Source organism: Spirochaetota bacterium, from assembly GCA_004297825.1.
GTDB lineage: Bacteria > Spirochaetota > UBA4802 > UBA4802 > UBA5368 > FW300-bin19.
In genome coordinates this window covers 166,502-177,600 of the sequence record SCSX01000033.1, presented here as the reverse complement: position 1 = coordinate 177,600, position 11,099 = coordinate 166,502, and the positions used below count along the sequence as shown (strand labels likewise).

The 11,099-nt window shown below is 61.4% G+C and carries 6 protein-coding genes; 3 read left to right on the top strand and 3 right to left on the bottom strand.

What is annotated here, in order from left to right:
• The 3 genes from EPN93_06850 to EPN93_06840 form a co-directional block, all read right to left on the bottom strand.
• The coding region (locus tag EPN93_06850) for a histone deacetylase family protein (protein ID TAL37143.1) at window positions 1-434 on the bottom strand (434 nt) is incomplete at its 3' end.
• 188 nt (window positions 435-622) lie between these two features.
• Complete coding sequence (locus EPN93_06845) at window positions 623-4,204, bottom strand: hypothetical protein (protein TAL37135.1); 3,582 nt, start codon at window positions 4,202-4,204, stop codon at window positions 623-625.
• A gap of 122 nt (window positions 4,205-4,326) precedes the next feature.
• On the bottom strand, window positions 4,327-6,609 hold the full coding sequence (locus EPN93_06840) for a tetratricopeptide repeat protein (GenBank protein TAL37134.1): 2,283 nt from the start codon (window positions 6,607-6,609) through the stop codon (window positions 4,327-4,329).
• A gap of 511 nt (window positions 6,610-7,120) precedes the next feature.
• Here EPN93_06840 and EPN93_06835 point away from each other — a divergent pair.
• The 3 genes from EPN93_06835 to EPN93_06825 all read left to right on the top strand — a co-directional run bounded on the left by EPN93_06835 (window position 7,121) and on the right by EPN93_06825 (window position 10,952).
• The gene (locus EPN93_06835) at window positions 7,121-8,428 is read left to right on the top strand and encodes an ammonium transporter (protein ID TAL37133.1); all 1,308 of its coding nucleotides are present in this window, start codon (window positions 7,121-7,123) and stop codon (window positions 8,426-8,428) included.
• Between the two features lie 10 nt (window positions 8,429-8,438).
• Complete coding sequence (locus EPN93_06830; GenBank protein ID TAL37132.1) at window positions 8,439-8,780, top strand: P-II family nitrogen regulator; 342 nt, start codon at window positions 8,439-8,441, stop codon at window positions 8,778-8,780.
• Between the two features lie 309 nt (window positions 8,781-9,089).
• Complete coding sequence (locus EPN93_06825; protein TAL37131.1) at window positions 9,090-10,952, top strand: iron/manganese transporter; 1,863 nt, start codon at window positions 9,090-9,092, stop codon at window positions 10,950-10,952.
• The last annotated feature ends 147 nt before the right edge of the window (window positions 10,953-11,099 follow it).

Here is an 11,099-nt window from a genome sequence, read left to right as displayed (position 1 = left end):
CGCGTCTCCGCGATGAAGCCGGCGGGGTCCGGGGACTGGATGTTGAGCACCTGCACGTCCGGATTCCCGTTGAACGCGGCCAGGGTGCCGTCGCCAAAATGAAGGTCAATGTCCAGGATCACGGCGCGCTTCACCAGCCCGTCGGCGATAAGGCGGGACACGGCGATGGCCATGTTGTTGAAAAAGCAGAATCCCCAGTTGTGGTCCGGGTTCGCGTGGTGCCCGGGCGGGCGAATTGCGCCGAATGGCACGAAGCCCTCCAAGGCCATGCGTGCGCACATGATCGCGCCGCCCGCAGCGGTCCTGGCGGCCGGGAAGCGGTCTTCCGCGCGGCGTTCCATCATAAGGAGTCCTTCCGAATGGCACAGGAGTATGTCCTCGTCCCCGCAGGCCGGCGGCTCAACGACCGGATAACGCGCGCCCAGGTATTCCATGACCGCGCGCACCCGGTCGGGGCTTTCGCACGAGGCGGTGGAATAGGGGGTCTGATACACCGGGTGGTATACGATGCGCACGGCAGTTTGAACGGGTTCCTGTTTTTTCATGACGCCCTCCTTCCACCGCGTACATGATAGCAGGCAGGGGGCGCGCCGTCAATCACGCGGACAGCAGTATCGGCCCCTCACCCAAGACTGAAAATCTCCTTGAGCTCGCGGTTTGACATCTCCGTGATCCAGGTCTCACCCGCCGAGACGGCAAGGTCGGCGAGCTCCTGCTTCTTCTTTATTATGCCGTCAATCTTTTCCTCGAAGGTCCCCATGGTGATAAGCCGGTGCACCTGTACCGCGCTCTTCTGTCCTATGCGGTAGGCCCGGTCGGTGGCCTGGTTTTCCACGGCGGGGTTCCACCAGAGATCGTAGTGGATCACCTGGGTGGCGCGGGTGAGATTGAGCCCCGTGCCGCCTGCCTTGAGCGAGATGATGAGTATCTTTTCACCGCCGTCCTGGAAGCGCTTCACCATCCGGTCGCGTGCGGCGCGGACGAGCCCCCCGTGGAAGAAGAGCGTCTTCTCACCGGCATGGCGGGCGATCATTTTTTCGAGCATCTCGCCCATGCGCCGGTACTGGGTGAAGATGAGCGCCTTTTCGCCGTGCTCGACGATCCGCTCGAGAAGCTCCATGGTTTTTCCGGCCTTGCCGGAAATCCCCGGCGCGAGATCCCCCCTGCCGCTAAAGTGAACCGGATGATTGCATATCTGCTTCAGGTGCGTGATGAGCTGGAAGATGAGCCCCCTGCGCTCGATGCCCTCGGATTCCTCGATTTTGCGCAAGGCGGAGGCGACAACCTGCTCATAGAGCACCGCCTGTTCCGGCGTAAGGGGACAGTAGCAGTCGGACACGATTTTATCGGGCAGGTCCGATATAATGGTTTTATCGGACTTGAGGCGCCGCAGTATAAAGGGCGCGGTCGCCTTCTTTAATTTCGCGAGCGCGTCCTCGTCCCGGTACCGCTCGATGGGAAGGGCGAAGTCCGCCTTGAAGCCGCGCAGCGGTCCCAGGTATCCGGGAATGAAAAAATCGAATATGCTCCAGAGCTCGGTGAGCCGGTTTTCCACGGGGGTCCCGCTCATGGCGACGCGGCGGACGGCCTTGAGTTTCTTCACCGCCGCCGACTGGTCCGAGGACGGGTTCTTGATGTTCTGCGCCTCGTCGATGACGACAAGGTCCCATTCGCGCGTGCCAAAGAGGGTTTCATTTCGCCTCACCAGGCCGTAGGTGGTGATGACGATATCGAACCCCTTCCATTTGCGCGCCTTTTCGGTCCCGTGGTAGATCGAGACGCGAAGTCCGGGGGCGAAGCGCTCGATCTCGCGGCTCCAGTTGCCCACGAGCGTCGTGGGACATACCACGAGCGCCGCGTTGCCCAGAAGCCCCTCGTCCTTGAGCTTCTGGAGTACCATGATGACCTGCAGGGTCTTGCCCAGGCCCATATCGTCGGCGATGCAGCAGCCCAGGCCGCGCGCGAGATTAGAATACAGCCAGTCGAAGCCGCGTTCCTGGTATGGCCTGGGCGTGGCGGCGATACCGGAGGGCCGCGCGGCATTCAGGGTCGATGAAAAGGAATCGATGAGTTTTTTGAGCGCCGTATCGGGACGGACGGCGATTCCCTGAAGCTCCCCGGTGAGCGCGGCGAAGAGCGCCGCCACCGGAGTGGAGGGTCGGGGGGGCCTGGCGAGGCGCTCTATGATTTTGCGCGCCTCGTCGGGGTCCAGGAGCAGATATTTGTCCTTGAACCTGACGATGCCCGCCGCCTCTTTGCAAAGGCGTGCGAACTCCTTCCCGGATATTCTTTCGCCGCCTATAGATATTTCCCACGAAAAATTGAGGAGCGAATCGAGATTCAGATAGCGCACGGTGGCGGGCGACGAGGCTGCCACGGTAAGCTCCGGTTTCAGGAGGTTTTTGAGCGCCTTGGGAAGCAGAAAGCGGACGCCGATCGTCTCGAAAAACGGCGCATGCCGTGAGAGGATCTCGCCCATGCGCTCCATGCCGATAAGGACCGCCGCGGAGCCTTTCCCGGCAAGCACTGTTTTGAGTTCGGGAAGGTGCTCGCCGGCGAGGGCCGCCTGACGCGCGATCGATGCGCGCACCTCGTGCGCGGGCCTCTCGAAAATCCGCGCACCGGCCGCGTATAAGGTATCCAGGGACAGGGGCGGGCTCACGGCGTCCTTTTTGTTTTCCGCGAGGATTTCCAGCGTAAAGTAGTCCCCCTTTGACTCGCCGATTTTTATCACCGGCGCGATATCCCCCCGGAGGCTCGCGAAGCGGTCCAGCCAGTTGCGTACCGTTGCGCCTGCGGCACGCTCGTCGAATCGCTCCGGGACGAACGCGCCTTCGTCGGTGAAGAAGACCGAGGCGATCTTGTCGGCGGAAAAACGCGTATCGGCGGACAGGATGAGGCGGAGGGTCGCGGAAACCCCCAGCGAGAAGAGCTCTTCGACAGCATGCGCCGCGAGGATGCGCCTCTTCCCGCGCTGGAACCCCATCCCCGCGGGCATAATCGATCCCGCCGCCGCGATGATCTCCTCAACCGGATGGTGTCCCTTGCAGGGGACATAGCGTATCGAAAACTCGCCGTCCGCGCCGTCCACGGGCTCGGGAAGGTACGCGCCCGCCTTGATGAGGGAAAGTGATGCCTGTGCGAGTACGCTCATAAACCGGGCCGTCGCCGACGCGCCGTCAAGGCCGGTCTGGAGCGGAATGGACTGGAAATAGCTAAAAACCTCGCCAAGGGAGAATATCGACCCCCTTGCCTTCGCCATGCAGACGGAGCCTTCCTGTTCAACAGGTATGTCCATCGTGACGGGAGAGGGCCCTTTCCCGCGGGCGACAAGCTTCGCCGTTTCGGGGGGAGACACGAACACATGCGGGACACCGGGGCCTTTGGCGGGGAAGATGAGCCGGAAGTCCGCCATTTTAAGAAGGTGGGGGGCCTCATCGGCGATATCAACGGAAGCGGCGCGCGTTGACGCCTGGGCGTAGGCCGCGATCAGGAGTTTCTTGAAATCCTCCGCCGGGTAAAAGAGCGGGCGGTCGGGGAGAAGCCCCAGCAGGGAGCGGAAGTCGAAATCCGGGATCGCAAGCGGCGCGCCGAATTCGGCCGGAGCGGGGCGTCCCTTGATCCCGCGAAGGGGCCCGAAGAGCGGCACGGGCATCGTTGATTTATTACGCGTTTCGGTATCGTGCGCGGCAGTGCCGGTCAGGTCCCCGGTCGCTACGCCCCGGAGGTTGAACAGGAGAAAAGGGTCCTTGTCGATCTCCCGGCCCATGAGATAGTACACGGCGGCCATGTGCTTGCAGGGGTCGGCCCAGTCCGGGCAGGAGCATGAGGAGCTGATATCGCGCCATGATTGGGGCAGGACATGGATGCCGTCCCTTTCCAGCGTATCGAGCAGTTCCTCGGGAAGCTTTCCCAGGGAGAGCTGGGAGGCGATGAGCGGGTTGTCCGCGACAAGGCGAATGATTTTCGTCATGACGGGCCGGGAGAACCTTTTCAAGGTGATCCGGATCGAGTAAGGGGAGCGGGTGCGCCCCTTTACGCGCGCGATTATCTGCCCGGCCTCCAGTTTGATCGACACCACGTTGCCGTCGCGCGCGTAACTTCTCCCGCGGCCCAGGCGGTTAGTGTTGATGTCGATCCGTTCCAGGGCCTCTATCCACTGCTTTCCCCACCATGTCGCTGCAAAGGGCGCTCTTGATGTCATGGTATTCTCCGTTCGATTTTGAGAGGCATTATGAGAAACGGAAGGTCGGTGTCAAATACTAGTTGAGGGGCATTGAAGTCATTCTTGTTCGTCTTTCGGGCAATAGGGTCACTATTCTGCCCTCACCACGAACGGCTTGCTCCCCGGCCCGGAAGATTATCGACCCCCTGTCTCTCCCTCAGGCGTTCCGCTTCATCGTGCATTCCCAGCCGCTCCAGAGAAAGCTCCCACACGCGCAGCGACTGTTTTCTCCCTGGTTCGATCCGGCAGGATTCCTCCGCGGCCGTGATCGCATCACGGTAGCGCCCGCCGTTGAAGCGGGCCGCCGCGAGCAGGTACCAGTCTTCCGCGGAGCGCGCGGACGCCGGAATGAGACGTTCCAGCGTTTCCGATGCCGATTCGCTTTGTCCCGCTTTCAGGAGGCTTTTAACGAGGAGGCGATGGAGTCCCTGGTCGCCGGGCTCCTCCGCGAGAATGCGCTCGATCTCCCCGGCCGCCTGTACGGGCTTTCCGTTCGCGTAGAGCCGTTCTGCGAATGACCTGGACCTGGACGCGTCCACGGCGGCGGCGTCCGCCTCCAGCAGGAGGAAGGTCATGTCGTCGGCCACGGCGGCGTCCCTGGTATGCCGCTCCCAGGCCTCGATGATGCGCATTTTCGCCTGGCCCAGGCCCTGGTCCGCGGAGTCCAGCAGCAGTGCGCGCAGGCGTTCTTCGCCGAACTGCTCGCCTTCGATAGAGCGCGCCTCCACCAGTCCGTCCGTGTAGAGGAGGACCCGGTCCCCGTAGCCCAGCACACCCCGGCGCTCCTCGTAGCTTTCATTGGCCTCGGGGACCGCGCCCACCATGAATCCGGCGGTGTCCCATTCCTCGAATTCGCCGCTTTTTCTCGCGAGCATCACGCGCCGGTGCGACGCGTTGGAGTAGGTGACGGCGAGATCGGGGGAAATGACGAGAAGGAATGCGGTCAGATACTCTTCCGTCTTGACGGTCTTGAGCAGGTTGTCGTTTACCGCGCGCAGGATGTCGCGCGGCGAGATGAAACGCCGGGTCGCGTCGGTGAAGCTGATCTTGACCATGGCGGAGACGAGCGCGGCAGGCATCCCGTGGCCCGAAACGTCGGCGATGAGGGCGGCGAGGCTTCCGTCCTCCATGGGGAAAAAGTCGTAGTAGTCGCCGCCCACCTTGCCCACCGAGCGGAAGTGGGACGCGCTCCGAATGAACCCGAAGCGCGCGTTCTCGGGGGGCAGGATGCCGCGCTGCACGTTAGAGGCGATCGACAGTTCCATCTGTAGTTTGCGGTCCCGTTCGCGAAGCTCCCCGAGCACCCGGTTTAATTCGGCGGTCCGCTCGTCAACCTTGCGCTCCAGGTTCTGGCGTATCTCGTTTACCTCGTAGGCCGCGGACACGAGGCCCCGGCTCACCATGATGAGCTCGCGATCGAGCCCCGCGAGGAAGAGATTTCCCTTTCCCCCCTTGCCCAGGTCCACGGCGGCCGATTCGATTTCGTTCAGCGACTGCTCGATCGAGATGAGGTAGAAGAACAGCAATATCGCCACGAGGGCGATGGAGAAGGCCACGAAAAGCACCGGAACCGCGGCATGCGTGCCCCCCGATCCGAAGAAGAACATGAGCGCGAGCTCCGTCATGGCGATAAGCACGAGGAACGAAATGAAAAGATATTTCTTCCGGATGCTGAAGGTAAAGCTCTCGCTGAATGCGATGTCGCAGGCCACGCACTGCCGCTTGATGAGGCGGCGCAGGTCCCCTGTAAGAAGCTCCGCGGCGATGTAGGTGAGAAACACGTAAATGAATATGGCCGAAGAGATTCCCGCCAGCAGTATCACCGCGTTGTACGGACTTCCTGTCGCGAATTCCTGCGCGACCGTGGGCACCATTACCAGGGTCGGGTAGATGGTCGCGGCCTTCATGTTTTCGACCGGGAGGCGTTCAACGGCCGCAAGGAGCGCGGTTGCGTCCTCGCCGCATGAAAATTCCTTCAGGCGGGCCCTGTCCACGTAGGCGTTGATAAAATTGAGGCCCCGGTTGAAGCAGGGAACGCCCAGCCGGTGCAGGACGCCAAAGTGCAGGTAATAACCGGGTATGTATACCAGGAACACGAGCGCGGTGAACAGGGTGACGAAGGATTCGCCCGTGCCCGTGTTCTCGAAATGCACCGTGGCTGAAAGGAAAAGGGCGATATAGGCGGCGATAAACATGCCCCCAAAACTCGTCACGAACGCGACACCGAACGTGTACGATACGTGGCGGGTGATGAAATTGAACATCTGCGCCAGACCGCGCACGAAAAATTTCTCGACTCTTCTAAGGGTTCCTTCGAGGCCGGGCCGATGCTCCCCGCCCAGCGGCGGTTTAATTCCCTTCTCAATTTCGGATAGTGCCTTCATTTGAATTAAAGATAATTATAATATACTACAAAGCTTAAGAAATAGTATTTTAGTCAAGCTAAAATTTCGGAATAAAGAGAGGGGGCATATTCGACTCGATCTCCCGGGAGAAACCGTGTGGATCGTCCCGCCTGAGAAAGGTCAAGCACCCGGTCATGGTGACGGGTTGGGGTGAAGAGGGGGAGTTCAAAAATCAGTGAAGCTTACTTTTCAAGGCAGATTGCATTCATTGCGAGCCTCATTTAAATACCGTCACTTAATCCCCGCAGTCGGGCATGCGCGCAAACAATAGTCAAAAAGTGCACCGGTACTGTTCTTCATCCTGAAATTTCGGACGTATTATCAGCGCGGATTAATTCCGGAACGCCTGCGCCGTTTCTTTTACGCATCTGAAATATTGCTGTTTTAACAACATGTAAATTTAACCAGTTGGAAATATATTTCCCGCTATACACGTTGACGCTCCGCCCCGGCGTGTTTTTATTGCCAAAACGATTGGGAGCCTGAGTGAATGAAAACATTTCTATTATCCGTACTGTCGCTTGCCGTCCCCGCGGCCGCATGCGCCGCGGAAGAAGGCGCCGCCGCGACGAGCGGCGCAGATACCGCCTGGGTGCTTATCTGCACCGCGCTCGTGATGTTCATGACCGTCCCCGCCCTCGCGCTTTTTTACGGGGGCCTGGTGAAGAGAAAGAACGTATTGAGCATCCTCATGCAGTGCTTCGTGACGCTTGCGGTGGGGAGCCTCATGTGGATCGCGTTCGGGTACAGTCTCTCGTTCAGCCCGAAGCCGTATATCCAGGGCTTCCTGGGAAACCTCGACTGGGCATTCCTCGAGAATGTCGGGACCGGCCCCAGCGCGCACTACGCGACGACCGTCCCCCACCTCGCGTTCATGATATTCCAGGGGATGTTCGCGGTGATCACCCCGGCGCTCATCATAGGCGCGTTCGCAGAGCGGATGAAATTTTCCGCCTTCATGGCGTTCACGGTCGCGTGGTCGCTGCTCGTGTATTACCCGGTCGCGCACTGGGTATGGTCGACCGACGGCTGGCTCTTTAAAATGGGCGCGCTGGATTTCGCGGGCGGGATCGTGGTGCATATCAATGCCGGGATCGCGGCGCTGGTCACCGCGCTCGTTATCGGTAAAAGAATTTACCTTAAGCCCACACCGCCGCACAGCCTTCCCTTCACGATGATCGGGGCGGGCATGCTCTGGTTCGGGTGGTTCGGGTTCAACGCGGGGAGCGCGCTCGCGGCGAACGGGCTCGCGGCGAACGCGTTCGTGGTCACCAATACCGCGGCCTCTGCCGCGGTGGTCGTGTGGATGGCGCTCGACTGGGTGCTCGTGAGCAAGCCCACCATGCTGGGCACCGCGACCGGGGCCATCGCGGGACTTGCGGCCATCACGCCGGCCGCGGGTTTCGTGGGCGTGGGCGCCTCCATAGCCATCGGGGCGGCGGCGAGCGCGATCTGCTACGTCATGGTCGTGTATATCAAGGGGCGGCTCGGGTACGACGACGCGCTCGACGCGTTTGGTGTGCACGGGATCGGGGGCCTCATAGGCACCCTCGCGGCGGGGGTGTTCGCGACGCCGCTGGTGCAGCCGGGGATCGCCGGGGCGTTAAGCGGCAACCTGAACCAGCTCTGGGTGCAATGCATCGCGGCCGCGTCGGTGACCGGCTATGCGCTCGTCCTCACCTGGATCATCTACGCGCTTATCGACCGCACGATGGGGCTTCGCGTGAGCGAGGACGAGGAGGCAATGGGCCTCGATATCACCCAGCACGACGAACGCGGCTATACCGTCATCGAATAGGAGAACTTGAATGAAAATAATCATCGCAATCATACAGCCCCACAGGCTCGAGCAGGTGAAGGAAGAGCTCTACAAGGCGGAGGTAAACCTGATCACCGTGAGCGAGGTACTGGGCCACGGCCGGCAGATGGGCGTCACGGAGGTCTACCGGGGCAACAAGGAGACCGGCAACCTCTTGAGGAAGATACGGCTCGAGATCGCCGTCAACGAGGGTTTCGTGGAACCCACAATCGCGGCGATACTGAAGGGCGCTCAGACCGGCAAGCTTGGTGACGGGAAGATATTCGTGTACAACCTGGATGAGTGCGTCCGCATCCGTACGGCGGAGCGCGGGCCGGAGGCGATCGGCTGAGGCACAGTAAGCGATAATCGCCGTTATCCGAATCGTATCAGCGCGGCCCCTTCAGTTTTTTATGCTTTTTGCATGACGAAGTGAAGGGGCTTTTTGTATCTTAGTGGTGGACGCCTTCCGCGCGATCCTCACGCCGCATGCGCGGGGTTTTCCCGGACAACCGTCGCCGGGAAATACAGGGGACGTATCGGCGAAGCCCTGATCCCAATTTTAAATATTTTGTTGCGATGAACGAAATTATGGCTGATACTCGATTGCCCTCCGGATTCGGGCAGTAGCGGTGACGAGGGCAACCGGCACGGTGACATCATGGAAACGGTATCCGTAAAAAAGAAGGGCTGGCTCAGGAAACTGCTCGCGTTCGCGGGCCCGGCCTACCTCGTGAGCATAGGCTACATGGACCCGGGAAACTGGGCGACCGATATCGAGGGGGGGGCGCGGTTCGGATACACCCTGATATGGGTGATCCTCATGTCGAACCTCATGGCGGTGCTCCTGCAGACGCTTTCGGCCCGCCTGGGGATTGTGACCGGGACGGACCTCGCGCAGGGGTGCCGGCGCGAATACCCGCGCCCCGTCGGCTTCGCGCTCTGGATACTCGCCGAGGTGGCGATCGCCGCGACCGACCTCGCGGAGGCGCTGGGCACCATACTGGGGCTCAACCTGCTCTTCGGGCTGCCGCTCCTGTGGGGGTGCCTCTTGACCGCATGCGACACGTTTCTCCTGCTGTTCATCCAGCGCTTTGGCGTCCGCAAGATGGAATCCTTCATTATTATGCTCGTCGCCGTGATCGGGGTCTGTTTCATAATCCAGATGTTCATCGTCCGCCCCGACTGGGGCGGCGTGGCGACCGGCTTTATCCCGAGCCTGGCACCGGGCGCCCTCTTTATCGCGATCGGCATTATCGGCGCGACCGTCATGCCGCACAACCTGTATCTTCACTCCTCGCTCGTCCAGTCGCGCGCCATCGACAAGACCTACACGGGACGGGCGCAGGCGTGCAGGTACAACCTGTTCGACACGGTGGTTGCGCTTAACGCGGCCTTCTTCGTGAACGCCGCGATCCTCGTCGTGAGCGCGTCCACGTTCCACGCGCGCGGGATCGAGGTCACCGAGATCCAGCAGGCGCACGCGCTCCTGGAGCCCATCCTGGGAAGCACCGTCGCACCCGTCGCCTTCGCGATCGCGCTGCTCGCCGCGGGCCAGAGCTCGACCCTCACGGGGACCATTTCGGGCCAGGTCGTGATGGAAGGCTTCCTTAACATCAAGATGCGGCCGTGGCTCAGGAGGCTCATGACGAGGAGCGTCGCACTCGTCCCTGCCATATTCGTCATCGCGATCAGCGGGAGCGAGGGAATGTATAAGCTCCTCATCCTCTCGCAGGTGATCCTGAGCCTCCAGCTCCCGTTCGCGATCGTTCCGCTCATACATTTCACCTCGTCGAAACAGAAGATGGGCGTTTTCGCGAACAAGCTTCACATTGCGATACTGGCATGGATCGTCGCGGGCATTATCATCGCCCTGAATATCAGGCTCGTCGCCGAAACGATCTCGGCCGCGATCGAGTCCGCGCCCCTGCCGCTGTGGGTGTTCACGATCCTGTTCGCGGCGTCGGTCGCGGGATTGCTCATCTACGTGATCCTCGCGCCGCTGGTCAGGCCGCAGCGCGCCTGGGAGAGCGGTGTTATCGGCGGGGAACACGAGATCGCGAGGAAGCTGAAACCGCTTCGGGTGAAGCATATAGGCGTGGCGCTCGAGCATTCCCCGGGGGATAGCGACGTCATATCCGCGGCGCAGAGTATCGCCCGCGCGTACGGCGCACGGATCACGCTGATACACGTGGTCGAGTCACCGGGGGCCATGGTGTTCGGGGAGATGTCGGAGAGCCTGCACAGCCGGGGCGACGCGGCCTACCTGGAAGGAATCGCGCGCGAGCTCGAAAGCGCGGACATGGCCGTCGATACGCTGCTTCGCGAGGGAGACCCCGCCGACGAGATCCGCAACGCCGTGGGGATCGCGGGGCTCGATCTCCTGGTGCTGGGCTCGCATGGGCACCGCGGCCTGTCGGACGTGGTGTTCGGCGAAACGGTGAACAGCGTGCGGCACGGGACCGCCGTCCCGGTGCTGGTGATCCGGATGAAGGAAGTCCGCGCCGAGAAGCCCGGCGGGTGATCGCGCCGGCGCGGGAACGCGGGAATTTTATTGACTTTGCACGTTGTGCGGTTAGACTCATGCGCATCGCCTGGCCTGTCGCAGCATCAATCCGGACATTTCGATCCCCGCGTTCCGGGGAGAGAGGTCCTGGCGCCTTCCCGGGCA